The organism is Gardnerella sp. DNF01204, assembly GCF_049244145.1.
Taxonomy (GTDB): domain Bacteria; phylum Actinomycetota; class Actinomycetes; order Actinomycetales; family Bifidobacteriaceae; genus Bifidobacterium; species Bifidobacterium vaginale.
Map to the genome: position 1 here is coordinate 796,388 of NZ_CP058379.1, position 25,414 is coordinate 821,801.

A 25,414-nucleotide genomic window follows, 5' to 3' on the forward strand; every position below is an offset into this window, starting at 1 on the left:
TTACATTTTTAATTGCAGCCGTATTATCCTATGCTTGTTGGTATTGGATATGCGGCTGTTATTGGTTTTAGTGCATAAGTTTTAATTTTTTAATTAAAGGGGAGTTATGTCGGAAGCTAAACTTATTTCTGCAGAATCTGTTACAGAAGGTCATCCTGATAAGCTTTGTGATCAGATTGCAGATGCGATTCTAGATGATATGCTTCGTCAAGATTCTCATGCGCATGTTGCTGTTGAAGTTTGTGCATGCGTAGGACAATTTGTAGTCTTCGGGGAAGTTAGGGGAGAAGTATACACCGACATACCAGGAATTGTTAGAAAAGTTGTACGCGAAGTAGGATACAACAGTTCAACTGTTGGATTGGATGCTGATTCATGTGGAGTAATGGTATCTTTAACTGAGCAAAGCGCGGAGATAAATCAAGGTGTTTCTAGATTAGATTTAGAATCCGAAAGTATTGCGTCTAAAGAAGATCGTTATAAAAGCCAAGGCGCAGGCGATCAAGGCGTTATGTTTGGATATGCTAGCGATGAGACAGACGCTTATATGCCCCTTCCAATATATCTAGCTCATCAGCTTGCCCAGCGCCTATCCTACGTGCGAAAATCTGGAATTGTATCTAAACTTAGACCAGACGGTAAAACACAGGTTACAATCGAATATGATGAATGTGGGAACCCTGTTCGTTTAGATACTGTTCTTATTTCAACACAGCATGACCCAGATGTGAGTCATGATTGGCTTAGAAATCAACTTGTTCAAAACGTTGTAGAGCCTGTTCTTAACAAAGTGTTAGGGAAAAACGTAAATCATAATGATTACAGAATGCTTGTAAATCCAACTGGATCTTTTGTTTTGGGTGGTCCTGCAGCAGATTCTGGTTTAACAGGCAGAAAAATTATTGTAGACACTTATGGAGGGGCTGCACATCATGGTGGTGGAGCTTTTTCTGGCAAAGACCCTAGTAAAGTGGATCGTTCTGCAGCCTATGCTGCGCGTTGGGTTGCTAAGAATCTTGTTGCCGCAGGTTTAGCCCATAAAATAGAGGTACAAGTTGCATATGCGATTGGAATTGCAGAGCCTGTTAGCGTGAATGTAGAAACTTTTGGAACCGAAGCTAATGGAATTACTCGTTCAGATATTTCTAAGATTGTTCGAAAAGTCTTTGATTTACGCCCAGCAGCAATTATCGACGAGCTTGATTTGCTTCGACCAATCTACTCGAAAACTTCTGCTTATGGACATTTTGGAAGAACAGATGTTGATTTTCCTTGGGAAAGACTTAATCGTGTTGATCAGATTAAGAATGAGGTAAAATCTTTAAAAAATTGATTTGAGGATTTAAAAGGATGTGCTAATGCTTGAGCAGCCTTCACTTGATGGTTTAGCGCGCAAACCACGTAGGCGTAAGAAGAGTGATTCAACCCAGAGTCGAGCTGATAATTGCCCTATTGCTCATATTGTGCTGGATGTTCAAGCATCTCATCTCGGTAAAACTTTTGATTACATTGTTAGCAAAGATCAGGATGATTACGCTAAGCCAGGGTGTATGGTCCGCGTCAAATTTGGTGCTAGACGCGTAAATGGAATTATTTGGAGTAGGAGTGAATCAAGCACAACACCAATATCTTCATTAAAGTTTATTGAAAAAATTATTCCAATAGGGGAAGTAGTTTCTAAATCTTTTATGGAAGATATTTCTTCAATAGCTGATGCTTATGGTGGAACAAGAGCTAATATTATTAGACTTGCTTTACCTAGAAGAATTGCTGGTGTAGATAAAGAAAATTTGCTGGACGATATTCATTTATCTAAAAGAGTAAAATGGATTAATGAGTTACAAAAAAATTTTAGGTCTAATGATACTTGCGCGATATCTCAATACGATGGAGGTGAGAATCTTAGAAAAACAACAGATGCTCGTATGATTGCATCCTACCATAATGCGAATCTTCTTAAACAATCCTTAGAAGATGTTCAGAAACCGTATTATTTGCATCATGAAAATAGTTCGCTTTCGAATAATTATAAGAATAATTGCAAAGCTTTTCTTATAGATGCCTTACCAGGAGCAATGAGATGGGCTCAGGATTTAGCGTGGATTATTGTAACTGCAATAAGAGCTGGTCGTCAAGTTGCTGTTGTTCTTCCTACAATTCGCGAAGTAAACGATGTTATGCGTGCCCTTATGGTTTATGGTCTTAAACCTTATAAAAAATCGCAGAATCCAAGTGGAACTTTAAGTGGAGATGTTGCTCGTCTTTGCGCATATGATTCTCCAGCAGACAGGTATAGAGCGTGGAGAGCTATAGAAAAAGGAATTGTTCCATGTGTTTTAGGAACAAGATCTGCAATGTATGCACCAGTTGAGTCGCAAGCGCTTTTTGTGATTGTAGAAGATGGCGCATATCAGTACGCAGATGGTATGATGCCTTACGCTCAAGCTAGAGGCGTTATGCGATTGCGCGCACAAAATCATAATGGCGTTTTCATAACAATGTCTTTTGCTAGAAGCGTAATAAGTCAAAACGAATTAAAAGGAAAAAATCTTGCTGCAAAAGTAAGTGGACCTTTAATTGAAATTAAACCATTTAATACTATTGTTAGTAATGCTTGCCCATGGGTTCGTCTACTTAATTTGGATAACCTTAATAAGATAAATGACCCGAGTGCAGGATCTAGAATACCGTATACTGCACTAGCGTCGATTAGACAAACTTTAGACGCAAATCTGCCTGTTTTACTTGTTACAGCACAAGACGATACTGTTCAGCGTGCTGCATGCAAAAAATGCCATAGTATGGCTCGTTGTAAACGCTGTACAGGTCCTCTTGACTTACCTATAGATGGTTCTGCTCCTAAATGCGCATGGTGTGGAAGTGCTGCGATTGGCTGGAAGTGCTCGAATTGTTCTAGTGGATCTAACTTTATCGAGGCTATTCGTGTTGGCGTCAATTTTACTGCCAAAGAAATATTTAAGATTTTCAATGATGTTCCAATTATTATATCTTCCGCGAAGCAGAAAAGTGGTGTTATAGAGTGGATTGACCAGAAGCCGATGATTGTCATTTGTACTTTAGGAGAAGAACCTCGAGTTTTAAGCTCATCTAAAAATTCTTGCGGAGAATATGGTCTTGTTGCGATTTTAGACGCGTGGACGAGTCTTTACAACACTGGTTTAGATTCTCGAATAGACACTTTGAATGCTTGGATGAAAGCAGCTTCAATGTGTGCGTCAAAAAACAGAGGTGGAAGCGTTCTTATTTTGGGTGAAACTTACGATATTCTCGCTAAATCTTTGGAAGAATGGGATTCATCAATTCTTTCTAAACAAGAGTTGCAAGAAAGAAGTGAAGCACTTCTTCCGCCAACTGTATGTGTCGCAAGAATATGGGGTTTTAGGCAGGCTGTAGTAGATACGCTTAATGCGATTGGCGCAATGAGTGTAGATGTAAGCGAAGATATTACAAAAGTTGTAAGCAAAAATGGTGATTTAGATAGTTCTAGTAATCTTCCAATGTTAAAAGTCGAAACTAAAGATAGTGAATCTGTGGTTTCAGGCGATTCGAGTGAATCCGAATATCTTCCACCTTTACTTGGAATTGTTCCAATGAAGCCTCCTTCAACATTGCACGAGCAAAATTCTCAACGCTTTGAAGAGTTAAACGACAGAGTTAAAGCAGTTGTAAGAGTGCCATTAGAGTATAGAGATGAATTAGTTAATCGTTTGAAAAAAGAATGTGCAAAGCATTTTGCAATGCGAAAAAATGGTGAATTAAAATTTAGTGTGGATCCTAAGGATTTGTAAAATCGCATAAACTTATTAATAAAGACTTATAAATAAAGAGGTTAAAATGGTTGAAAAATGCTACAATTGCGCGGTTTTGGGCAATCCTATATCGCACTCTCTATCTCCAGTTCTACACAATGCTGCATATAAGGCATTGGGCTTAAATAATTGGCATTATGGTAAAGAAAAAGTTAGCGAGGAAGACTTAAAAGATTTTATTGCAAATCTTGACGATTCTTGGAAAGGCTTAAGCCTTACAATGCCACTTAAAAAAACAATTATGAGCCTAGGTGTAGCTTGCGATTATTGGTCTAAAACGCTTGGTGTTGCAAATACTGCTGTGTTTAGTAAAAAGCCATGCTTAGAAAATCCTGAGACGATTGAGCTTTGTAACACAGATGTAAATGGTATTGTAATGGCGTTAATACACTCTTTAAAGTCTCAAATATTAAATGCTAAAAGTGCGGTTATTATTGGCAGCGGAAACACTGCGTCTTCTGCAATGGCAGCTTTAATAGAAATTGCTCAAGGTTCAAAATTGAGTAAAGTTAGTGTTGTTGCAAGATTGCAAAGCGATGGTAAAACTGTTAAAGGCGTTAGTAGATTTAACGATTTAGTAGATAAATATAAATTGGATTTTCCAAATAGCAGAAGAATAGAGCCGTCTAACTTGAATCTTAAAAACAAACGTGGCTACAAGCCTGTTTGCGGTATAGAATTCCCTACTATTGATCCTGAGTTTATAAAAATATCGCAATATATAGAAAAATGTGATAAATCTCACATTCTAGAATCTATTTCTTCGTTGGATGCAATTGAAGCAATTGTAAACGCAGATATTGTTATAAGCACTGTTCCTGCTCATATAGCAGACGGATTAGCGCTCGCTTTGTGTGAATATTGCAAGGAAAAGTCAATAAAACATTTAGGAGCTTTGCTAGACGTTGTATATGATCCTCGACCAAGCCAGATGCTTAAAGTTTGGAGAAAATATGGCATGGGTATTGGTGGAGAAGAAATGCTTTTATATCAAGCACTAGATCAAGTAAAACTCATGACTTTTGATTATAGGCATTCAAGTGATGATTCGTGTGATGATTCTTGCATAATCAAACACCAATCTGACAAGGCTACAGATTACGATTACATAAGAAGTTGCATGGAAAAAGCATTGAAGGAGGCGTTATGATCACTGAAAATAGTGAATTCTCGCAGGTGGCAAGCGATTTTGAAGTAATGCTCATTACTGGCATGAGCGGCGCTGGCAGATCTCATGCAGCAAATGCTTTGGAAGACATGGGCTGGTATGTTATTGATAATCTTCCTCCAAAGTTACTCATCCCTCTTGTAGACATGATGACATCTTCTGGATCTAAAGTTCATAAGCTTGCAGCAGTTATTGACGTAAGATCTCGCGGATATTTTGATGATTTATTTGTTGTTTTGGGTCATATAGATGATTTAGGCGTAAAAACTCGAATACTATTTTTAGATGCATCTGATTCTGTGCTCATTAAAAGGTATGAGTCAGTGCGCAGACCACATCCTTTGCAGCGCGGAGGAAGACTTATAGATGGTATTTTGGAAGAGCGTGAGCTTTTATGTCATCTTAAAGATTGCGCAGATATTATTATCGATACTTCAAATCTTAGTATTCATCAGCTTTCCACTAAACTTTATGAGGGGTTGCTTGGAAAAGGATCTTCTACAGTATCTGTTCACATTTTTAGTTTTGGGTTCAAGTACGGAATGCCTATGGACGCCGATTTTGTGGCAGATATGCGATTTTTGCCCAATCCATTTTGGATTCCAGAGCTTAGGGATTTAACTGGAAAAGATAAAGCAGTTAGCGATTATGTTCTTAAAAATCCAGCGGCAATAGAATTCTTAGACTATTACGAAAAAGCTCTTCTTACGGCAATTGATGGTTTTGCAAAAGAAGATAAGCATTATGTAACAATTGCTGTTGGATGCACTGGGGGTCAGCATAGGTCTGTAGCTATTAGCATAGAGCTTGCAAGAAGACTAAAATTAAGAGGATTGCAGGTTACAGTATCTGCTAGAGAGATGAGATCTAGAACATGATTTAATTTCTCCTATAGGATTATGTAATATAAAAAGCAGAACTATAAAAGGTAAAATGTCCAAGTCATTGGGTATCACAGAAAGCCGAGCATGTAGGTGTTTTGCACATCGTGCAACGGCATCTTGTATGAATCCCAACGCATACTCTAAGAAGAACAAAATAGGAGGTTTCCCTTGGCTCTTCTTGACGACGTAAAGAACGAACTCGTCGCAAATAATAGTGAGCTACCAGCGGTTGTTATGGCTCAGGCAGCAGCAATGATGCGTTTTGGTGGCGGCTTAAGGCCGGTTAATAATCAGGCTGTGATTCGTGCACAGTTTGATTCTCTAAGCGCAGCGCAATGGCTTGTAGATACGCTTGTGACATGTTTCCAAAGAGAAGCAACGATTTCTCAAACTACTCGTCAGACTCCTACAGGTGTTGTTACTCGTTACGATGTTCTTGTGGAGCGAGGTGCTGCAGCTTTGGCTCTGCAATCAGGTTTGTTGGACCGTCGTATGCATATCGTTGCTGGTCTTGCCCCTGAAATTGTTGGTGGAAGTATTGCGCAGGTTAAAGCTGCGTGGAGAGGTGCTTTCTTAGCTCATGGGGCTATATCCGATCCTGGAAAGGCAAGCTATTTAGAGATTGTTTGCCCAACTCATGAGGCTGCTACAGCGTTGCAAGCAATGGCAGCACGACTCGGAGTTGGTGCAAAGGCGCGCAAAGTTAAAAGCTCTGAGCGTGTTACTTTGAGAGATTCTGACGCTATTGAGCGTATGCTGATTTTGATTGGAGCTCCTCGTTCTGCTCGAGAATGGACTGGTAAGCGTTCTGATGGTGAAGCAAGAGGCAAAGCTAATCGACTGGCAAACTTTGATGATGCTAATATGCGCAGAAGTGCTAAAGCTGCTGCAGAAGCTTGCGAAAAGGTTCGTCACGCTTTCGATGTTCTTGGGGACGATATTCCAGAAAATCTTTTGATGGCAGGAAAGTTGCGACTGCAGCATAGTGATGCAAGTCTAGAAGAACTTGGTCATTTAGCGGATCCTCCGATTACAAAGGATGCTGTTGCTGGTCGTATTCGTAGGCTTTTGCAGCTTTGCGCTAAAGTAGAAAAGTCGCGAATGTAATTGCTTTTTTGACTGAGTATTTATTCGTATTGGCCGCATACTTTTAGTATGCGGCATTTTTTGTAGTTTTTTATTATCTAATTTTGGGCGTGCTTGTTGCGCACATGCGATATAATTGCTCATGGAATTTATAGACGTTTTAGCTTTGCTTTCGTCTTTTTTCTTGTTAAATTCGCCATCATGATTGGTTGAATCATGTTTTGGAAAGGATACCAATGAAGACACTTAAAGATTTGGGAGATTTGAGCGGCAAGCGCGTACTCGTTCGTGCTGATTTTAATGTTCCTCTCAAGGGCACGACTATCACAGACGATGGTCGAATCAAGGCTGCTTTACCAACGATTAAAGCTTTGCGTGAGCAGGGTGCCAAGGTTATTTTAATGGCCCATCTTGGACGTCCAAAGGGTCAGGTTGTTCCAGAGCTCTCTTTGGCTCCAGTAGCGGCTCGCTTAGGTGAACTTCTTGGTGTTAATGTTGTTTTGGCTGCAGATACTTATGGTGAAGATGCTCAGGCTAAGGTAGCTGCCATGAATAATGGCGACGTTGTGTTGCTTGAAAACGTTCGTTTCAACGCTGAAGAAACCAGTAAGGATGCGTCCGAACGCGCTGAATACGCTAAGAAGATTGCTGCTCTTGGAGAAGTTTTTGTTTCCGACGGTTTCGGTGTTGTTCACCGCGCCCAGGGTTCAAATTACGATGTTGCTGCCGATCTTCCAGCTGCTGCTGGCTTGCTTGTTGAGAAGGAAGTTAAGGCACTTTCTCGCGCAACCGAAAATCCAGAGCGTCCTTTAACTGTTGTGCTTGGTGGTTCTAAGGTTTCCGACAAGCTTGGCGTTATTGAAAACTTGCTTTCTAAGGCTGACCGTCTTGTTATTGGTGGCGGAATGGTGTTCACATTCCTTAAGGCTTTGGGTCATGAAGTTGGTACTTCTTTGCTTGAAGAGGATCAGCTAGAGAAAGTTAAGGGATATATCGAAACTGCTAAGAAGAATGGTGTTGAGCTTGTTCTTCCAACCGATATTGTTGTGAACGCTGGCTTCCCAGCAGGCGATACTCCTGTTGCTCCAGAAGTTGTTCCATCGGATGCTATTCCAGCAGACAAGATGGGCTTGGATATTGGCCCTGATTCTCAAAAGCTTTTCCACGACAAGATTGTTGATTCCAAGACTGTTGTTTGGAATGGACCAATGGGCGTGTTCGAAGTTGCAGAGTTTGCTGCTGGTACTCGCGCTGTAGCTCAGGGTTTGGTTGATGCAACGAAGAACGGCACTTTCACTATTGTCGGTGGTGGAGATTCCGCTTCTGCAGTTCGTAATCTTGGATTCCCAGAAGATGGCTTCTCTCACATATCCACTGGTGGTGGCGCTTCACTCGAGTTCTTGGAAGGTAAGACGCTTCCAGGTTTGAGCGTGCTTGAGTAAGTGACTTTAAAATATTGTGCCGACTTCGATTTTATAAATTCTTTTTGTAGATCGGGGTCGGCATAATGTTAATTTTATCTTTATAACTAATTCTTAAGGGTGATTATGGTTGTCAATAGGAAACCGCTAGTTGCAGGCAATTGGAAGATGAATTTTAATCACCTCGAAGCCACTCATTTTATTCAAAAATTCTGGTGGCGTCTATGTGATTCTCGCTTCGATTGTAAAAAATGCGATATTGCTCTTATGCCATCGTTTACGTCCTTGAGAAGTGTGCAAGTATTAGTTGAGTCTGATAATCTTCCTATTCTTTATGGCGCGCAAGCAGTTTCCGTTACAGCTCAAGGCGCGTTTACTGGAGATGTTTCTGCAGATATGCTTGCAAGCTTGGGCTGCTCAATGGTGATTGTAGGTCATTCTGAGCGACGCAAGTATCATCCAGAAGATGATGCGAATATTGTTGACCAAGTGCGAGCTGTGCTTGCTGCTGGAATGCAACCTATTCTTTGCGTTGGTGAAAGTTTTGAAGAGCGCAAGCAGGGTATAGAGCTTGATTTTGCAGTTGGACAGGTTCATGACGTTACTCGCGATTTGGATTCTAAGCAGGCAGAGCGTTTGATTATTGCATACGAACCAGTTTGGGCTATTGGAACTGGAATGGTAGCTACAGCACAGTCTGCTCAAGATGCTGCTAAGGCTATTAGGGATGATCTGCAGGAAACTTTCGGGGATACTGTATCACAAAAAGTTAGAATACTTTATGGCGGCTCTGTAACGTCTTCTAATGCAGCAAGTCTTATTTGTGAGCCAGACGTTGATGGATTTCTTATTGGTGGAGCTTCTTTAGACATTGAGGAATTGGCTACTATTGTTCAATTGTCGTCTTACAAAAATCGAATTTAATACATAGGTCAATGGCTTTTACTATGCTTTACAAAGTACTCTAAAACAGGAGGTTACTTGTGTCCGCTGTGAAAATTGTTTTGCAAGTGTTGCTTGTGCTGACCAGCATTTTGTTGACATTGTTGATTTTGATGCACAAGGGCAAGGGCGGCGGTCTTTCCGACATGTTCGGCGGCGGTTTAACGAAGAACGCTGGTAGCTCTGGTGTTGCAGAAAAGAACTTGAATCGTTGGACTGTTATTATAGCGTTGATTTGGGTGGCTGTTATTGTTGCCTTGAATCTTATGACTAAGTTCTCACTTATCTAAGTATTCTTTTAAGCGCGTAGTCGAAAGATTGCGCGCTTTTGTTTTATAAGCAGAGCAGGTGTACATTTTGCTATGCTTTTTAAGATGTTAGAAGATGTTAGACTAATTAAAATACATTAGGTTATTGTTATGCTTCATTTTTCTCCTTCTCTTGTGGTAGCAGATCTTGATGGCACTATGCTTCATGATGCTAATGCTTTTGAAAGCAGATATTTAAGCCAAGAAACTGTTAGCGCTTCTAAGCGTTTGAGTGAATGTGGAATTCCGCTTGCGATTATTACTGCTCGACCTGTTGGAAGTGCTTTTGATTTTATTCACGATTTGAATGCTCAAGTTTGCGCGTACCTTAATGGTGCTCTTATTGATTTTGACTGTGCTCACAGCACGATAGGTGAGCTTACTTCGCAAAGAAGCCTTGATACTCTTACGCGTTTTGGATTTGATTCTCAACATGCTTGTAGTGTGTGTTTGCGCTTGCTTAATGAGATTCCTACGCTTCGCATTGGCATTGTTATGAACGATGTTCGTTACACTAATTTTGATGTTCGTATGCTTTGGAACGAGCAGGATTTTGTTATTACCGATTTTTCTAATGTTCCAAGTGGCATTGCAGACAAGATTATTATTGTTCCTCGAGAGAGTGAGAAGGAAAAACTTCAGAGCATTCTTCCAACCGATTTTTCGCTACACATTAGCGAAGATGTTTTGTGGATGCTTACGAATCCTCTTGCAAACAAGGGGCATGCTTTGAACGTTATTTGCAATCGTTTGGGTGTGAAGCCGAGCCGCACAGTCGTTTTTGGAGACGATATTATAGATATAGACATGTTCCGCGCAGGGGGATACGGTGTAGCGGTATCGAATAGTAATCCTCGGTTGCTTGCGATTGCGGACGAGGTTTGTGATTCCAACAACAATAATGGCGTTGCTACCTGGCTTAATTCAAATCTTTTTACTAGATTGTGAATAACCCACCTTTCGTTACCGGCGAAGTTGTGTGACGAATTCTTTCGTAGAGAGTCAAACGGAAAGCTTGGTGACATTATCAGTGAAGAGAAGAAATCTACCATTAAAGTCGGAGCAGCTAAAGATCTCAATGGAGAATACCCATTTTTCATTAGTGGTGATGCTGTACTTTCTTGTGATAAACCACTAGTTAATAATCGACCCATTTATATTCCAAATGAGATTGAACTTAAGGTGTTTAATAGCATTGGATATGCATGATTATACGACTATATCGTATAATCAACGCGAAAATAGAGCTTTGATAGCTCTCCGTGATTGGCTTTTACCTACTATGCTCATGAACGGGCAAGCGACAATCGAAGATTAGGCAGCTAAATTATCATTTCTCTATCCATTAATTTCTTCTCCTTAATCTACAAATTTCAATCAACAAAGCGACTGAACTTATATTTCAATCGCTAAAAGTCTTATATGTTAAATTGTTTTAAGTGGGGATTCTTATCCTTACCATTTTTACATCCTAATTTTGAGTATAAAAAAGACGATAGAGTTTTAACTGTCTATCGTCTAATACCTTTACTATGATATTTTTAAATCTTTTTTGACCAATATACTTTTAATAATTTAGAAAATATTATTTGCACAAATGCAACTATTATTAACGCTAAAAAGGCTTCATAACTTACATATGCTACAAATAAAGAAACAGTTACAATAGCCATTGAAAATATAGGTATTATATTTGATCCTGACTTCATCTTTATTAATATCATTCTTTCATCTGTTTCTTTAGTATGCATCTTCTCCAATATATCTCTATTTCTATATGCTCTACCAAGCATTGACATGTAGAATACAGATACAAGTTCAAGTCCAATAAAAAATACTGCTACATAATATGTCACATCTTCTTTTAATGGGAATTTATATTTTAAGTAAAAATTTCCAATAATAACTGCGAGTAAGGCAACCATACATAATAAGACTAAAATACTAATTCTAAATCCTATTTCTTTTTTATATTTTTCTAATTTGTTCATATTAATCATCCTCTTCTATACTAAATATTTCTTCAATACTCATATCAAAAAACTTAGCAATTTTAAAAGCCAAAGGCAGTGACGCTATATACTTCCCAGTTTCAATGGAAGTTATGGTCTGCCTTGTAACTCCAACTTCATTTGCCAATTCTTCTTGAGTTATTTTATGCTGTTTTCTTAATCGAAAAATTGTATTTTTCATTTTCCTCCTTCAACAGCAAGTTAACTTTACATATAATGTATAGCTCGCTTTGCTTTTTTTGTCAAGCGTACTTTGCTTTTTATAATTTCTTAAACTAAAAAGACGATAGATTTTTTATTATCTATCGTTTATTGCTATATTCAATCCTATAATTAGTTTTTTATATTTTTATTTTTAATACCTTAGATTTTGAAGTTAATTTAGTTTTATCCCTATTTTTCAAAAAATCTTCACAATCAAACAAATTCTTTTTATCATAATCTTCAAGTAACTTGTAATTCTTGAACAGGAAGCAAAAGTCGTAAGAAGGATTTATAGAGAATATTTAGAAGGAGCAAGTCTTAGAGATATAGCGGAGGGCCTTGAAAAAGACGGCATTAAAAAAACGGCGCCGGGCATTTAAATGGCACTTGTCTAATATTAAAACCATCTTGCAAAACGAAAAATATATTGGTGATGCTCTTTTACAAAAAACCATCACGACAGATTTTATTAACCATGTTCGTATAAAAAATGATGGAACAGAACCACAGTATTATGTGAAAGATAGCCACGCGTCTATTATTCCAAGAGATATTTTCTTTAAAGTTCAAGAAGAAATGGTAAGACGAGCCAACATGTTTAGTGGTGAGGAGAACAAAAAAAGGAGAGTTTATTCCAGTAAGTACGCTTTATCCAGCCTGTGTGTTTGTTCTAAATGCGGGGATGTTTACAGAAGAATTGCTTGGAATAACCGAGGAGTACGATCTATTGTTTGGCGTTGTTGTACCAGATGGGAAAATGGTCCTAGTGCTTGCGATGCTCCGACAGTAAAAGAGGAAGAACTGCAGTCTGCTACAGTGAAAGCCATAAACAAGGTGTTTAGTATATCGGATGAAGTATTAGACATGTTGAAGAATAATATTAGAGAAATTATCGCGGGCAATAACTTAAACGAGATTGAAACGGTTGATAAAAGAATCGCGGACAAACAAGCGATACTACTAACCTTGCTTAAAGCTAAAAAAGACTACACGAAAACTGCCAACGAGATTGATGAGCTTAAGGTTAAGAAACAGCAGCTTCTTATAGAAAAAGCAGGTCAAGAAGATGCTAAAAGACGAATCAGAGAAATGGAAGATTTTCTGAAAAATGAGCGTCACGATATTAGTGAGTATGACGAGAAGCTGGTAAGAAAGTACATCAAGAAAATAAAAGTTTACGAGGACAAGTTCAGCGTAACTTTTAAATCAGAGATTAGCGTGAATATTGAAAGAGCATCATAAAAGCCAAAGTACTTTTAGCATTTGAAATGTTACAAAACTCAGCCTAGGGGGAATCATCTCTAGGCTATTTTTTATGCTCAAGAATCAAGCTATTAAGCCAATCTTAAACTTTTTAACGATAGCTCGCTTCTATCGTTAAAAGGTGCACCCACTATCAATAGTGTGCACTCAAAAAAGTGTAGCTATACTTGGAGTTCTCTCAATCCACGTCGAGACTGTCGTATTGATGTCAAAGGCTTAATAGGTGGGTGCAAATTTGCCTTTGTGTAGCAAGGCTTAGCGAGGTCTATCGTTAAAAGGTTTAATGCGTGGCGGCTTTAAGCTGGGTTCTTGTGGTTTTTGAGTGTGATTTTGCTGTTTGAGGGAAGATATCGACGCTATGGGGTCGAGTGCACAGGATGTTAACGTTAAAAAGTGCACACACTTTGCACCCACCCTGTGAAGTGGGGAATGTCAATCAACGTTGAAACTCTAACCCTGCTATCGCGCGATTAGCAAAGCTAATCGATGCGAAGCAGAGGTAGGTCTCATGTCAAGAATCTCCAAGAGAAGCGACCGAATAGGAAGCTTCGATTGGAAAGATTCGACGGCGGAGGCTCTAGTATTGATGACAAGAATAAATTAGAGTTTGTGGAGGACTGGATTGAATATAAAAGTAAAAGAAATTGAGAATAAACTAGAAAAGGAATCTGTATCTAGAGAAGTATTGTATGATCTTCAAGAATGGTTTGGAATGCCAGAAAGTACAGAAGAATATATTCAAGATTCACAGGAAAAGCCTTTTCTTGCTTGTTATATTAATGATAAACTTGTTGGGTTTATTGTGTTAAACGCAACCAGCAAGGATTGTGCAGAGATTTTTGTGATGGGTATAAAAAAGAAATTCCATAGAATGGGAGTTGGCTCGGTACTTAACAAAGCATACGAAGCTATGGCAAGGAAGATGGGTTACACATACTCACAGGTAAAAACTGTTCAGATGGGACACTACAAAGAATATGATATTACAAATCATTTTTATATCGCGATGGGATATAAAGAATTGGAATGTTTTCCAACTTTATGGGATGAGTGGAATCCGTGTCAAATATATATTAAATATCTAGGAGTGTGAGAACTCTAAGTTTATTTGCTTGAGACCTTTTAACGATAGGCAGAGATAATTGTTAAAAGGTTCATGGATATGTTTCTGCATACGAACATGTCGATAAGACATACCTAGTGTTTACTCGTTTAATCTTGTAATTACAGTATTTCTATTAAGCTTAACTTTGCCTTTTCTCTTTATATATTCTTCAATATCAAACACATTCTTCTTGTCATAATCTTCTAAGAGCGCAGTTTGGCTGTATGAGGGAAGATGTCAACGCTCTAGGGTCGGGTGCACAGGATGTTAACGTTAAAAAGTGCACCCACTTTGTACCCCCCTGTCTAAAAAATTTAACATTTTGAAAGGAGAAATAATGGAAACAATAGTATCCGCTTTATTAGTTTTTGTTTCTACATCCATTGACTACTTAGTTGTTTTGACTATTTTATTCGCTAGTCAAGGAAAGAAAGGTTTGAAATCAATTTATGTAGGGCAGTATTTAGGTACAGGACTGCTTGTACTGGCTAGTCTTATTGCCGCTTACTTTTTAAATTTTATTCCACAAGATTGGATTATCGGACTCCTTGGTCTAATTCCGCTAGGTCTTGGTATAAGAGCAATTTTTTGGATGAAGATATTGATGAAGAAGATATCGAGGGGAAAATTACCGGAGATGGATCAAAAATCTTAGCATTTACAAGTTTAACAGTGGCAATGGGTGGAGATAATTTAGGAATTTATATCCCCTATTTTACAGGAAAGAGTTTGATTGAGATTAGTATAAGTTTAGTAATATTTGCCTTAGGGATTTTGATTCTATGCAAATTATCTCAAAATCTCGCCTCAATTTCTGCTATCGGAGAGACTGTGGAAAAGTACGAAAAAGTAATTGTACCTGTCGTGTTTATTGGACTCGGTCTTTATATATTGATTGAAAATGGAACTATTAATTATTTCATAGGTCAAGTCCTAAAAGTGGTGTAAATTCATTTCCTTCCCTTTATCTGCTATTTTTATGTTCAAACTCAAACGAGAAAAATAAGTGGTGCTTCCCACCGTCACGGCGCTTGATTGTGCTATCAGATGCAGGAGGCTGATTAGGTGGGTGCATTTTAGTCCTTGTGTAGCAGGGGTTTGTGAGTGCTATCGTTAAAAGGTTTAGCGTGTGGCGGCTTTAGGCTGGCTTGGTGTGGTTTTTGAGCGCAGTTTGGCTGTATGAGGGAACATGTCTACGCTCTGGGGTTGAGTGCACAGTATGTTAACGTACTTCGCTTGCGTTGAAAGCACAGTGTGCTTTCAACTTTGAGCAAGCTCAGCGAATCGAAGTGCATTCGCGAATTATGTTTTAATCGCTCATGCAGGTCGATTCGCCACTTTGCACCCACCCTGTGAAGTGAGGATATACAGTATAGTTTGCGTAATTATTTATCACGCAAAAAACATGATAATAAAATTTATACAAGCAAAAAGAGATGTTACTCAAATGGCATAATTGTAAAAAGTCACTTTATAACGTTCTCCTATATCGTGGGGCTTAAATCTAAGCCCCACTTTTTATATTCAAAACTATTTTTTTAAATAAATAAAAGTCAAAGACTTTACATATTTAACGCTTATTCTTAGCTAAAATACCTGTTTTTAATATCATTCGTAAGCATGCACTGAACAAAAAAATACAAAACAATATATTGCATATAAAAGGTGAAATACTGCGCGCAGTTATTGCGCCTAAGTTTACAGTAAATGTCGCAAAAATACCGATAATAATTCCTTCAGTAAAATGAGTATAATGGTAACGAGCATTAGCAATACTACCACTTATAGCTGTAGGAAGCGTGACAAGCAAAGCAGTTCCTCTTGCCATAAGGTCTCCCATGCCGAGCAAAAGTTGCACGCATGGCACTATAATTCCTCCGCCACCAACGCCTAAAATACCTGAAAAAATACCAGAAAAAACGCCTATAAATATAAGACATATAGCTTTTAAAAAACTAACATTAAAATCTACATTTCTTAACGGAATCCAAACTTGACTAGAACATATAACTAGTAATACAAAAAGTGTAAAACACCAAGGAAATATTTTTTTAGGCAAAATATGTGAAAAATATACCCCAATTTGTGATCCGAAAACTGAACCTATTATTAGAAAAAATGCTGATAAAAATGACACTTTGCCGTCTAAACCGTAAACAATGCTTCCACAAAGCGACGTTATAATTATGGCAACAAGAGAAGTAGCAGTAGCATGACGCTGATCAAATTTCATAAAAACAGTTAATGCAGGAACTATCACCATTCCTCCACCTACACCGAACAATCCTGATAAGAAACCTGCTAATAGTCCAATGAAAACGATTAAAACAATATTATGGAAATTATATTTGGTTTTAAAAATATTTCTCAACATATATCTTTTCTTCACAAATTACCTCCTCGTAATTTATTCACTACTTTTACTATGTTATATGAAAAATAGAATGTTTCTATACTAGTTCAATTGTAATTTATGTATTTATTTATCTAATTAACGTAAGTAATGGATAATAAGAAGTTTATCGCAGAGACGAAAGATGTTCGTTTAACGGTGAAACGTGCTGATACCTTTGGTGTGAGCTTTGTTAACTGTGAACAAGATATATTGAGGGTTGAGGAAGCGCAAAATGTTATAAGGCTTATTCAAACTAAAAAAGTTTCAGCTTCGAATTGGCTGAGGTGGTTTACTCAGGGTATGCCTGAAATTGTTGTGAGTTTGCCACATGATGTGGAAGTTTGTGAGGTTGAATCTGATTCTAATCAAGTGCTCATCACGGATATTGAGATTGGTAAGCTTTATGTAGAAGTGAACAATGGCTTTGTATCCACTGGAGAAAGATAAAATTCATATTTAATGAAATTGACAATCAGGCCTTATGGAGGGTTTTATGGCTGAGATTTGGGATGCGTATGATAAAGAATTTAATAAATTAAAGAATATTACATTAGTGAGAGGAGAACCAATTCCTGACGGCATGTATCATTTGGTGGGCGAAGTAATTGTTAAACATATAGATGGGACTTACCTTATTATGCAAAGAGATTTTGAAAAGAAATTCGGTGGAATGTGGGAGTTGACAGCAGGTGGTTCTGCATTGCAATATGAAACACCATTAGAATGTGCAGTAAGAGAATTAAAAGAAGAAACAGGTATTGAAGCTTCAAAAATTATGGAGATCGGAAGATTTGTGCAGGATGTTTACCACTCTCTTTATGTTGAATATCTATGCGTAACCGATTGTAAGAAAAATGCAATTGCTCTTCAAAAAGGAGAAACGGTTAATTATAAGTGGGTAGATGAAAAGAGCCTTTTGGAAATGAGCCAAGACGAGTTAGTATCATCAAGGGCAATCAAACTTATTAAAACAGTAGATATATAAATTCAAGTTTGGCTGTTTGAGGGAAGATATCAACGCTCTGGGGTTGAGTGCACATGATGTTAACGTGCTTCGCTTGTGTTGAAAGCACAGTGTGCTTTCAACTTTGAGCAAGCTCAGCGAATCGAAGTGCATTCGCGAATTATGTTTTAATCGCTCATGCAAGTCGATTCGCCACTTTGCACCCAGGCTGTGAAGTCGGAAATGTTAATTAAGCACGATTCATGCACAGTATGATGAAATAATAGTTGAATCGTATGTGTCAACAAGGCGCGCAACTTTAGAACAATTTTGATTTGCTTCGGAAAAGAAACGAGTTCATTTGCGTTTATATTTATTCATACTCCCTTTTGGGGAGGTCATAGTATGTGGTTCAAGATAAATAAATTCTATGCATTTCGAGAGCTAACTTTACATATGAATCAATCTTGTGCAACATGCATGTATGAGTTCACTATCGTGAGTTACTACAACAATTGTTGTATTCATTGACTTAAGTTTTGATAGTAGCTGTGCTAGTTCTTGCATATGCGCATAGTCTAATCCGCTCGTCGGCTCGTCTAACGCTAGAATTTCTCTACCTGTTGCCAGCGCGCATGCAATTGCTAATCGCTGTTTTTGCCCACCCGATAGACTCTGCGGATGACGGTGTGCCAAAAAGTCCAAATCAAATTGTCGTAATATATTCATCGCAACATCGTTCTTATTTTTGCTGCGCTTAGGCAAACTAATTAAAACTTCATCTAAAACGCTTTCTGTAAACAGCTGGTTGCCTGTATTTTGCATCACCATAAAACATAATTTTTTACGTGCTCGATTACTTAAAACGCGATCCTCGTATTTAAAAATACCTTTGCAGTTTTTTTCTAAACCGCAAAAACAATTGAGAAAACTGGTTTTGCCAGCTCCATTTTTTCCTACAATTGCTGTAATTTGATTACGCGCAATAGCAAGCGATTTAATATTGACTATTTTCTTCTTTACGCCATGATACGCAAAGTTGAAATTTTTTAATGCGATTATCTGATCGTCTTGTGTGACAGATGGCATTTTATTAATTTGTATGGGTGATACCATAAGTCGTGTTCTCAGTCCCATTTTTTGCGCATCTATGTCGTTAAGAGCATCTTTTTGTTCGGATTTAATATCTTTAACGATCTCACCTTGTTGCATAACCACTAGGCGATCCATAATATCCCAAAGATAAGCTATTCGATGCTCAGCTACAACAATTGTTCTTCCTTGTTTTTTCCAATGCAAAATCAACTTTTTAAGCATCAACGTTGAGTCGTAATCTAAATTTGCTGAAGGTTCATCTAACAAAATTATGTTTAATCCTGCTACTTCAATTGACGCACAAGCTATTTTTTGCTTTTCGCCATCAGATAGATGAAAAATATTGCGATCCATCAAATTTTCCATGTGCAAATCAGCAACTGTTGTATCAATACGCTGATAAATATCAGATTTTGGTAGTCCTTGATTTTCACACGCAAACGCTAGTTCACTCGTTGTATCAACATTATAAAATTGTGACTTAGGATTTTGAAAAACCGTGCCTACAACATGTGCTAAATCATATAATTCATTATTTTTAAAAGATCGACCGTTTAATAGTATATCGCCTTTTACATTTCCTTGATAGAAGCGTGGAATTAAACCATTTATAAGACGTAACAGCGTTGTTTTGCCACAACCCGAAGGTCCGGTTATCAAAATTAATTCGCCATCTTCTATGCGCAAGTTAATATCATTTAATTCACTTGTATGATGGTCATCTTCAGTTCCATAATGGAAATAAACATGCCTAAATTCGATCATACGCTTACTCCTAAGCTACACAACAACCAAAAACATATGACCGACAAAGAAATGAGTAATAAAAACCAATCTTGTATTCGAAAACCAATTTGGCAAATATTAGTTCGCTTGATAGGGTAGCCTAATCCTCGAATTAACGCTGCTGCCGATAGTTCTTCGCCAATACGTACACCCGAACTAATCATAGGAATTAATTGGTACTCTAATATTTTTCCAATACCAACTGCTCCTATATGAATTTCACGCATATTCATAGCGCGACAAATTGATTTCCATTCTGTTGCAATCGTTGGAAACATTCTAAACATAACTGACATTGGCACAATAATGGCTCGTGGCATATGTATTTTTTCCATTGCTGCAATAAATTCACTCACCGAAGTTGTAGCTATAACATAATTGCCCATTGCAACTGTTGCTACAAAGCGCGTAAGAATATATCCGCACATTAAAGCGATAGGTTTTATCATACTAGGCAAATATGGTATCACCAAAAGACAGCCATAACCTATTATGAGCATGATACTTGCATGCCAAAATTTTTTCCATTGTTGTTCTATCAAAAGCAGCACAAAAGGAATGATAGATAATACAAAACTTATATCTTTCATGCGTGCGCCACACACGCCGCCCATTACGAATATTGCTAATAGCAAAACAAGGACGATTTTTACGCGTGGATCTAGAAAACTGCGTTTGTTCTTTTGCGCTGCTAGAGATGAATATGCCATTAAACAAGACCAGCTTTTTCAAAATGTTTTTTCAAAACTTTTTGACCAAACAGTCCGCCTAAAATACCGCAGATAAAGCATACAATTAGCAGAACGAACGCCATCCAATTTGGTAGGAGCTGAGCAACAGCCTCGGCATAAGCTTTACCAAAGCTTGCACGTTGTGCAAAATATTGTTCGCGATCAAGAAACAGTGACATATAGTTGCCATACATCCACAGGCTAAAAAATCCATATGTCAAAACAGCTTTTTTAGCACTGGCATAGTTGCCACTTTTGAACACAATTTCTGCAATCAAACCAGCAATCGCACTTGTTAACAACGACCACATTCCCATGCCTGTGAGCACCATCAATAGACCCATCATGATTGCCATGATAAAAATCATTCCTGGCTTTTTAACTTTGGTCAAAAAGAGCATAAAAGGAATACCGCCTATAATTGGCATTAATACCGCAAGGAGCGGCAAAAAGACGGGTACTATCCCAAGCATTGATATTACACATACAATAACAAAATAAATGGCTCCAAATATACCAATGTTTATCAGGTCATGACCACTTAATTTAGTTGCGCGTTCCATAACAAATTCCTCCTTTTTCTATCATGCGCGTTCTACACGCGCTCAAACTAATACGAAAACTCCTCTGCTGCACACGTTTTATCAATAAGATTTTGATAAGTAGGGCTTATCTGGATAAGCTCGGCATGTGTACCGCATGCTTCAACGTGACCATCTTTTAACACAACTATTCGATCAACATTTTCAATTGACTTCATGCGGTGAGAAATAATAATCACAGTCTTATTTTTTACCAATTCGGTAAGTGACTGTTGAATTTTAATCTCGTTGTCAACGTCTAAACTTGAAGCAATTTCATCAAGAATAAGAATTGGTGAGTTTTTCAAAAATGCGCGCGCTATTGATATACGCTGACGCTCGCCTCCAGAAAGCTGCTGACCGTTTTCGCCGATAATGGTGTTGATCCCATCTGGGAGTGCGTCAATAAAGTCGCAATGCGCAAGCTGAGCTGCATGTTTCACTTCTTCGTCTGTAGCATCTTCTCGACCTATACGAATATTTTCCAAAATGCTTGTGTTGAAGAGAGTAACATCTTGAAAAACGATAGATATATTTCGGTACAGGTTTTCAGTAGAAACTTTCCGTATATCTACGCCGTCAATACGAATGCTACCAGAATTAAAATCGTACAGACGCGCTATAAGTCGAAGCAGAGTTGTTTTTCCGCAGCCTGACTGCCCAACAAGTGCGCAAACTGTTCCATGCGGCACAGTAAAACTTACGTCGTTTAGCACAGGAGTAGCGTCATCGTAAGAAAAGCTGAGCTTGTTTATCTCTATATCAAAATTAGCAAATTGAGTAGCGCGTTTATCTGTAGTGTGTACGTCTGTAGCAGCTTCCGGCTGCACATCTAATACCTTTGCGTCGCGAATTTCACGAATACGCTTCACAGCCGAATTGATATAGAAAACTTCCATAAGGAATTCCATATTCGAGTCCACAAATTCTTTGAGCTTCATGGCAGCAAGAACGTAGCCTAGCAGATATAGCACAGAAATTTCGCCAGTTTGCATAAGAAAAATGCCACCGATAATCGTGAATGCCAACGAAAAATGCGAGAAAATATCGGCAAATATCAGCAAGAACCCAGCGTTGCGTTCGCTTTCCCACTGGACGCGGAGCGTGTCATCAAGCTTGGCATAAAGCTTTGTTTTTATACGTTCTGCAAGATTAAACGCCGCAATTTCCTTGGACAGCTCAATACGATCTTGAAACGCTTGAGAATTTTCGCGTAATCGCAGGTAATGTTTGTTGTGCTGCGCACGTACATAGCGCTTTGATACTACAATCAGCAAAAACGAAAGAAGCGTAGGGCCAACGGCACAAATCGCCATTTTCCAGTTCCCTATGAACATTAATACAGAAAGAAATGGTAAGAATAAACAAAACGCGAGCAGTTTCGGAACTGCGTGACTTTCTGCATGCTCAAGTGACGCTACGTCTGCCATAATACTTTGAGAGAGATCGGTAAGATCGTGTTTTGCGAAGTAAGACATTTCTAGTCGCGAAAGTTTCTCTGCAATATTAAGACGCAAATGAGCTGCTTCTTTATATGTTTCGTTATATTGTGCTTCGTATTCAAAACTCAATAGCACTGCCATTACCACCAAGGTCACAATAGAACACACAAGATAGATGGCTGTACTATGTACATGGCGTAGTAACAGATGATCTACCAACAATAGCAGCAGCATTGAAGGAACCATATTGATAACAAATACCAAAAAACTAAGTACACCCGATTTAAAAGCGCCTCGTACACCTTGATCGGTAAGAGCAAACGTATTTTTTAAAAACTTAATCATTAACAACCCTCCACTCATTAGCTTGGGTGTAAATTGTGTACAAATGTGTATATTGGCCATTTTGCGCCATAAGCTGAGCATGTGAACCGCGCTCAACAATGTGTCCGTGGTCAACAAGCAAAATCTCATCCACACCCGTAATGGACGTCAGACGATGTGCAATCATAATGACCGTTTTACCACGCATTAAACGTTTAAATGCTTTTTGTAACTCATGCTCGTTGTCTGCGTCAATAGAAGCAGACGCTTCGTCCATAATTACGATGGGAGAATTTTTTAAAATGGCACGAGCAATCGCAACGCGTTGAGTTTCTCCACCTGAAAGATACACGCCTTTTGTTCCAATTATGGTATTTTCTCGCTTATCTAATTTATCTAATACCGAATCAAGTCCTGCTGCAGAAATCGCAGACATTACTTCCTCGTGGCTTGCGTCATGTTTTACGCAGCTAACATTGTTATATAGTGTGTCACTAAACAACTTAGAATCTTGAAAAACAAAGGAAATTTCTTGCATGAGCGCTTCTTGAGAATATGTGTTAAGAGGTTTATTGCCAATTAAAATTTCTCCAGAACTTATGTTGTAATATGCGCACATCAGTTTAGCAATTGTAGATTTACCTGATCCAGATTTTCCTACTAGAGCATATATCTTATTTTCTGCTAAATTGAAGGACAGATTTTTCAAAACTTCTTTTTTGTCATACGAGAACGAAACGTTACGAAACTCAATGTTGTGATTTGCAAAATGATCTTCATTGCCAAAATGTATTTCTTCTTTCGACATTTGCGCATAAAGCTTCTCAAGCGAATCAACCGCATGATTACCCTGGAACGAGTACATGCCAATGTACATAACGCGCATAAATGCTGCAAACATTAATCCCGATACGAAAAACGTCATAATTAAATCGAGAGCCAAACGTTTGGGACTGCCCAAATCGTCAATAAAAAATACCAGCGGCAGTGTAAGTATTGCAATAATACCAAAGAAAAGGCATTCATACACAACGTATCCTGCTTTGCAATGCTTTGAATATTGGTAAGCATATGTTGAATAATTGTGAATAAGTTTGGATAGCTTTTTCATGGAACTTACTGAAACGCCAAAGATTTTGATAACAGAAATGCCACGAATATATTCGACTGTTTCGGCAGATAGATTATCGAGTGCGTCTTGGTACATTTTCATGAATTGCTTGCCGCCCATCATGCTAGCCATAATAGCGCTACCGACAATAGTAAGTATTAGAATGCATAAACCTACGCGCCAGCTTATGCAAAAGCTGAATGCAATTATGAAAAATGGCATAAGGATTGCGCGCGTAGCGTCAGGAATCATGTGTGCGACAATCGTGTGAGTGAGCGCTGCATTGTCGTCAATAGTTTTGCGAATAGTTCCAGATGAATGTGTGTCAAAGAATGTAAAACTTGCACGATTTAAGCCTTCAACACCGCGTTTGCGCAAAACATTTTCTAAATTGAATCCCACGTAATGAGCCATAAGACCCGACGCGCCAAGACATAAACTGCCGGTAAGTAAAAGCAGTGCAATGACGAATGCAAAATTTTGAGCGACAGGCAAGTTTTCGTCAATAATAAGCGCATGCAAAAAACAATGTATCGCATAATATCCGCAAGTAGTTAGTAGAGCTGACAAAGCTGAAACGAGTACTGCTCCAATAGCTAAACCCTTAAACTGTGGAATATAGGCAAACAGTTTGCGGTATGTGTTCATGAGAGCTCCTTTGCTGGTAAAGAAGTTGAAGATGCTTGAACAGACTCTTGTATGCTGCCTAACTGATTGTTTCCCTCGTCGCTGGAGCGAGTAGCGCCGCGGCTGTTGCCCTCGTGACTGGATTGAGCGGTGTCCTGTTTCAAAATATTCAAGAGCAGCTGCTTAATAAGCGCCTGATTATCTTGTACAAGTTTGTGTTCGTTGAGCACATGCGCAGAAAGAATGATCGCGTTTACAAAAAACGCCATAAGTTCAAAATTCGAAGGCTTAACAGAAAGCGTTTCTGCATCGATGTTATGTGCCCTAAACGTATCAAAAGCAGTGTGTTCAAGCTGTCTATATACCTGTTCAAGCTGGGGGTTTCTCTTCTTAGCCAACAAAAGTTCCACGTAGACGGGCATAAGCGCATTGCTATCAACTGCTTTTCTGGCCATTTCATCAGCAAGAAGATCAATGCTCCATTGCTTGCCATCCTCTATAGATTTCATCATGATGGTGTTGCGGTATGCGATGCCGTCGAGCATGATGTCGTGGAGTATGTCGGTTGTATTCTTGTAGTAGTGATAAAACCCACCCTTTGATAAGCCTGTTTCTTTTACCAGGTCTTCCATGGTTGTGTTCTCAAAGCCTTGTTTGACAAAAATACGTATAGCAGCATGCTTTATTGCTTGCTTGCGTTCATTAAAACTAAGCCGCTTATTACGAGCCATGCAATTCACCTCACACCACAAGCTGGTAAAGGGTTAACGCGCCAAATAGTTGTCATGAGTCAACGCGTAAAAAGTCTTCGCGCCTTGGCTACATCTAAGGGGTCGTCATCCTATCGACGGATGCGTCGATACATACAGTATAAGTTAGATAGTGTTTACTGTCAAGCTCTTGCTTGAAAGTAAACACTATTTGTCGATGCTGGTTAGAAGAGTGCCTGCTTGTGCTAATAAAATTCATAAGAAACTAGGCGATAGTTCAGCAAATCCATAAACGCATACCGTATTTATAGTTTGCATATATGTACCACAGTACAAAAAAGTTCAATCGTTCGTGTATTTTTGGGCTACATGGGGAGTGTCGTATTGATGTCAAGGGCTGATTAGGTGGGTGCATTTTTGCCCTTGTGTAGCAGGGGTTTGCGGGG

General features: G+C 38.6%; 23 protein-coding genes and 2 pseudogenes. 15 read left to right on the top strand and 10 right to left on the bottom strand.

The annotated features are described in order from the left end of the window. The first annotated feature begins 106 nt into the window (after nt 1-106). The 9 genes from metK (at nt 107) to HXT46_RS03080 (ending at nt 10,587) form a co-directional block, all read left to right on the top strand. Nucleotides 107-1,333 (top strand): methionine adenosyltransferase, encoded by a 1,227-nt coding sequence (metK, locus tag HXT46_RS03040; RefSeq protein WP_009994736.1) that lies wholly within the window; start codon nt 107-109, stop codon nt 1,331-1,333. Between the two features lie 25 nt (nt 1,334-1,358). Then, the gene (locus tag HXT46_RS03045) at nt 1,359-3,809 is read left to right on the top strand and encodes a primosomal protein N' (RefSeq protein ID WP_421786296.1); all 2,451 of its coding nucleotides are present in this window, start codon (nt 1,359-1,361) and stop codon (nt 3,807-3,809) included. A gap of 46 nt (nt 3,810-3,855) precedes the next feature. Next, nucleotides 3,856-4,980, top strand: a complete 1,125-nt coding sequence (locus HXT46_RS03050; protein ID WP_101888626.1) for a shikimate dehydrogenase — start codon at nt 3,856-3,858, stop codon at nt 4,978-4,980. After that, nucleotides 4,977-5,876, top strand: coding sequence for an RNase adapter RapZ (gene rapZ / locus HXT46_RS03055; protein WP_009994741.1), 900 nt, complete (start codon nt 4,977-4,979; stop codon nt 5,874-5,876). Before HXT46_RS03050 ends, rapZ begins: the two co-directional genes overlap by 4 nt. 174 nt (nt 5,877-6,050) lie before the next feature. Then, complete coding sequence (whiA, locus tag HXT46_RS03060) at nt 6,051-6,989, top strand: DNA-binding protein WhiA (RefSeq protein WP_004111755.1); 939 nt, start codon at nt 6,051-6,053, stop codon at nt 6,987-6,989. A 215-nt stretch (nt 6,990-7,204) separates the two neighbouring features. After that, a complete protein-coding gene (locus tag HXT46_RS03065) occupies nt 7,205-8,410 on the top strand; it encodes a phosphoglycerate kinase (RefSeq protein ID WP_020759503.1) in 1,206 nt (401 codons plus the stop codon). A 105-nt stretch (nt 8,411-8,515) separates the two neighbouring features. After that, the gene (gene tpiA / locus HXT46_RS03070) at nt 8,516-9,313 is read left to right on the top strand and encodes a triose-phosphate isomerase (protein WP_020759502.1); all 798 of its coding nucleotides are present in this window, start codon (nt 8,516-8,518) and stop codon (nt 9,311-9,313) included. Nucleotides 9,314-9,372: 59 nt separating this feature from the next. Next, nucleotides 9,373-9,621: a preprotein translocase subunit SecG gene (gene secG / locus HXT46_RS03075; protein WP_004115170.1), complete on the top strand. Its 249-nt coding sequence runs from the start codon at nt 9,373-9,375 to the stop codon at nt 9,619-9,621. Between the two features lie 129 nt (nt 9,622-9,750). Beyond that, on the top strand, nt 9,751-10,587 hold the full coding sequence (locus HXT46_RS03080; RefSeq protein ID WP_101886451.1) for an HAD hydrolase family protein: 837 nt from the start codon (nt 9,751-9,753) through the stop codon (nt 10,585-10,587). Nucleotides 10,588-11,180: 593 nt separating this feature from the next. Here the strand turns inward: HXT46_RS03080 and HXT46_RS03085 are convergent. Both HXT46_RS03085 and HXT46_RS03090 read right to left on the bottom strand, forming a co-directional pair. Continuing rightward, on the bottom strand, nt 11,181-11,630 hold the full coding sequence (locus HXT46_RS03085; protein ID WP_004111746.1) for a hypothetical protein: 450 nt from the start codon (nt 11,628-11,630) through the stop codon (nt 11,181-11,183). 1 nt (nt 11,631) lies between these two features. Further along, nucleotides 11,632-11,832, bottom strand: coding sequence for a helix-turn-helix transcriptional regulator (locus tag HXT46_RS03090; protein WP_004111744.1), 201 nt, complete (start codon nt 11,830-11,832; stop codon nt 11,632-11,634). Nucleotides 11,833-12,142: 310 nt separating this feature from the next. On the opposite strand from HXT46_RS03090, the gene HXT46_RS03095 reads away from it, so the two are divergent. The 3 genes from HXT46_RS03095 (at nt 12,143) to HXT46_RS03105 (ending at nt 14,211) form a co-directional block, all read left to right on the top strand. Next, a complete protein-coding gene (locus tag HXT46_RS03095) occupies nt 12,143-12,235 on the top strand; it encodes a recombinase family protein (protein ID WP_257994157.1) in 93 nt (30 codons plus the stop codon). After that, the gene (locus HXT46_RS03100) at nt 12,195-13,097 is read left to right on the top strand and encodes a recombinase zinc beta ribbon domain-containing protein (RefSeq protein ID WP_421786300.1); all 903 of its coding nucleotides are present in this window, start codon (nt 12,195-12,197) and stop codon (nt 13,095-13,097) included. The genes HXT46_RS03095 and HXT46_RS03100 overlap by 41 nt, the downstream gene beginning before the upstream one ends. Nucleotides 13,098-13,740: 643 nt before the next feature. Next, nucleotides 13,741-14,211: a GNAT family N-acetyltransferase gene (locus HXT46_RS03105; protein ID WP_004111719.1), complete on the top strand. Its 471-nt coding sequence runs from the start codon at nt 13,741-13,743 to the stop codon at nt 14,209-14,211. A gap of 111 nt (nt 14,212-14,322) precedes the next feature. Here the strand turns inward: HXT46_RS03105 and HXT46_RS03110 are convergent. Beyond that, nucleotides 14,323-14,433, bottom strand: a pseudogene (locus HXT46_RS03110) (conjugal transfer protein TraG); the annotation flags it as partial. A gap of 127 nt (nt 14,434-14,560) precedes the next feature. On the opposite strand from HXT46_RS03110, the pseudogene HXT46_RS03115 reads away from it, so the two are divergent. After that, a pseudogene (locus HXT46_RS03115) lies at nt 14,561-15,171 on the top strand (CadD family cadmium resistance transporter). Nucleotides 15,172-15,793: 622 nt separating this feature from the next. Here the strand turns inward: HXT46_RS03115 and HXT46_RS03120 are convergent. Further along, nucleotides 15,794-16,597 (bottom strand): sulfite exporter TauE/SafE family protein, encoded by an 804-nt coding sequence (locus tag HXT46_RS03120; RefSeq protein ID WP_019261274.1) that lies wholly within the window; start codon nt 16,595-16,597, stop codon nt 15,794-15,796. Between the two features lie 129 nt (nt 16,598-16,726). On the opposite strand from HXT46_RS03120, the gene HXT46_RS03125 reads away from it, so the two are divergent. After that, the gene (locus tag HXT46_RS03125; protein ID WP_004573940.1) at nt 16,727-17,065 is read left to right on the top strand and encodes a hypothetical protein; all 339 of its coding nucleotides are present in this window, start codon (nt 16,727-16,729) and stop codon (nt 17,063-17,065) included. A gap of 46 nt (nt 17,066-17,111) precedes the next feature. After that, nucleotides 17,112-17,603 (top strand): NUDIX hydrolase, encoded by a 492-nt coding sequence (locus tag HXT46_RS03130; RefSeq protein WP_004120512.1) that lies wholly within the window; start codon nt 17,112-17,114, stop codon nt 17,601-17,603. A gap of 408 nt (nt 17,604-18,011) precedes the next feature. On the opposite strand, the gene HXT46_RS03135 is transcribed toward HXT46_RS03130, so the two are convergent. Genes HXT46_RS03135 through HXT46_RS03160 form a run of 6 tightly spaced genes read right to left on the bottom strand, consistent with a single transcriptional unit; the run spans nt 18,012 to nt 24,989 of the window. Continuing rightward, the gene (locus HXT46_RS03135; RefSeq protein WP_101887808.1) at nt 18,012-19,421 is read right to left on the bottom strand and encodes an ABC transporter ATP-binding protein; all 1,410 of its coding nucleotides are present in this window, start codon (nt 19,419-19,421) and stop codon (nt 18,012-18,014) included. Continuing rightward, complete coding sequence (locus tag HXT46_RS03140) at nt 19,418-20,152, bottom strand: energy-coupling factor transporter transmembrane component T (RefSeq protein WP_101887807.1); 735 nt, start codon at nt 20,150-20,152, stop codon at nt 19,418-19,420. Before HXT46_RS03140 ends, HXT46_RS03135 begins: the two co-directional genes overlap by 4 nt. After that, entirely contained in the window at nt 20,152-20,736 is a 585-nt protein-coding gene (locus HXT46_RS03145) for an MptD family putative ECF transporter S component (protein WP_004120520.1), read from the bottom strand. The genes HXT46_RS03140 and HXT46_RS03145 overlap by 1 nt, the downstream gene beginning before the upstream one ends. A gap of 47 nt (nt 20,737-20,783) precedes the next feature. Continuing rightward, nucleotides 20,784-22,541: an ABC transporter ATP-binding protein gene (locus tag HXT46_RS03150; RefSeq protein WP_101887806.1), complete on the bottom strand. Its 1,758-nt coding sequence runs from the start codon at nt 22,539-22,541 to the stop codon at nt 20,784-20,786. Further along, on the bottom strand, nt 22,534-24,279 hold the full coding sequence (locus HXT46_RS03155; RefSeq protein ID WP_101887805.1) for an ABC transporter ATP-binding protein: 1,746 nt from the start codon (nt 24,277-24,279) through the stop codon (nt 22,534-22,536). Before HXT46_RS03155 ends, HXT46_RS03150 begins: the two co-directional genes overlap by 8 nt. Beyond that, the gene (locus HXT46_RS03160) at nt 24,276-24,989 is read right to left on the bottom strand and encodes a TetR/AcrR family transcriptional regulator (protein WP_016827934.1); all 714 of its coding nucleotides are present in this window, start codon (nt 24,987-24,989) and stop codon (nt 24,276-24,278) included. The genes HXT46_RS03155 and HXT46_RS03160 overlap by 4 nt, the downstream gene beginning before the upstream one ends. Nucleotides 24,990-25,414: the final 425 nt, after the last annotated feature.

Coding starts and splice junctions, on each gene's coding strand:
- HXT46_RS03150 (WP_101887806.1), bottom strand. CDS start 22,541: ATGATTAAGTTTTTAAAAAATACGTTTGCTCTTACCGATCAAGGTGTA.
- metK (WP_009994736.1), top strand. CDS start 107: ATGTCGGAAGCTAAACTTATTTCTGCAGAATCTGTTACAGAAGGTCAT.
- HXT46_RS03045 (WP_421786296.1), top strand. CDS start 1,359: ATGCTTGAGCAGCCTTCACTTGATGGTTTAGCGCGCAAACCACGTAGG.
- HXT46_RS03160 (WP_016827934.1), bottom strand. CDS start 24,989: ATGGCTCGTAATAAGCGGCTTAGTTTTAATGAACGCAAGCAAGCAATA.
- HXT46_RS03135 (WP_101887808.1), bottom strand. CDS start 19,421: ATGATCGAATTTAGGCATGTTTATTTCCATTATGGAACTGAAGATGAC.
- HXT46_RS03065 (WP_020759503.1), top strand. CDS start 7,205: ATGAAGACACTTAAAGATTTGGGAGATTTGAGCGGCAAGCGCGTACTC.
- HXT46_RS03050 (WP_101888626.1), top strand. CDS start 3,856: ATGGTTGAAAAATGCTACAATTGCGCGGTTTTGGGCAATCCTATATCG.
- HXT46_RS03120 (WP_019261274.1), bottom strand. CDS start 16,597: ATGTTGAGAAATATTTTTAAAACCAAATATAATTTCCATAATATTGTT.
- HXT46_RS03125 (WP_004573940.1), top strand. CDS start 16,727: ATGGATAATAAGAAGTTTATCGCAGAGACGAAAGATGTTCGTTTAACG.
- HXT46_RS03080 (WP_101886451.1), top strand. CDS start 9,751: ATGCTTCATTTTTCTCCTTCTCTTGTGGTAGCAGATCTTGATGGCACT.
- HXT46_RS03130 (WP_004120512.1), top strand. CDS start 17,112: ATGGCTGAGATTTGGGATGCGTATGATAAAGAATTTAATAAATTAAAG.
- HXT46_RS03140 (WP_101887807.1), bottom strand. CDS start 20,152: ATGGCATATTCATCTCTAGCAGCGCAAAAGAACAAACGCAGTTTTCTA.
- tpiA (WP_020759502.1), top strand. CDS start 8,516: ATGGTTGTCAATAGGAAACCGCTAGTTGCAGGCAATTGGAAGATGAAT.
- HXT46_RS03155 (WP_101887805.1), bottom strand. CDS start 24,279: ATGAACACATACCGCAAACTGTTTGCCTATATTCCACAGTTTAAGGGT.
- HXT46_RS03085 (WP_004111746.1), bottom strand. CDS start 11,630: ATGAACAAATTAGAAAAATATAAAAAAGAAATAGGATTTAGAATTAGT.
- rapZ (WP_009994741.1), top strand. CDS start 4,977: ATGATCACTGAAAATAGTGAATTCTCGCAGGTGGCAAGCGATTTTGAA.
- HXT46_RS03090 (WP_004111744.1), bottom strand. CDS start 11,832: ATGAAAAATACAATTTTTCGATTAAGAAAACAGCATAAAATAACTCAA.
- HXT46_RS03145 (WP_004120520.1), bottom strand. CDS start 20,736: ATGGAACGCGCAACTAAATTAAGTGGTCATGACCTGATAAACATTGGT.